Source organism: Terrisporobacter mayombei (assembly GCF_020748465.1).
GTDB lineage: Bacteria > Bacillota > Clostridia > Peptostreptococcales > Peptostreptococcaceae > Terrisporobacter > Terrisporobacter mayombei.
The window spans coordinates 1-249 of record NZ_JAHZMP010000323.1; the positions used below are offsets into that span (position 1 = coordinate 1).

The following is a 249-nucleotide window of genomic DNA, read 5'->3' on the forward strand; positions in this document are numbered from 1 at the left end:
ATCAATAACTGGGGTGAAGTCGTAACAAGGTAGCCGTATCGGAAGGTGCGGCTGGATCACCTCCTTTCTAGGGAGAATTAACCTACTGTTTAATTTTGAGGGTTCTTTATGAAAACTCAAAATTAGTACTTTGAAAACTGCATAACATTTAGTGATATGACATTATACAAGAAGAAGATAAACTTCTTAAAAAATATATCATATAAAGAAGATAACTTTTAAAAATATCAACTTTAATAACTGGTCAAG

The 249-nt window shown here is 31.7% G+C and carries 1 rRNA gene; it reads left to right on the top strand.

Going from position 1 to position 249, the window contains the following annotated elements:
* Positions 1–67: ribosomal RNA gene (locus K0039_RS21835) — 16S ribosomal RNA — on the top strand; the annotation flags it as partial.
* Positions 68–249 lie beyond the last annotated feature (182 nt).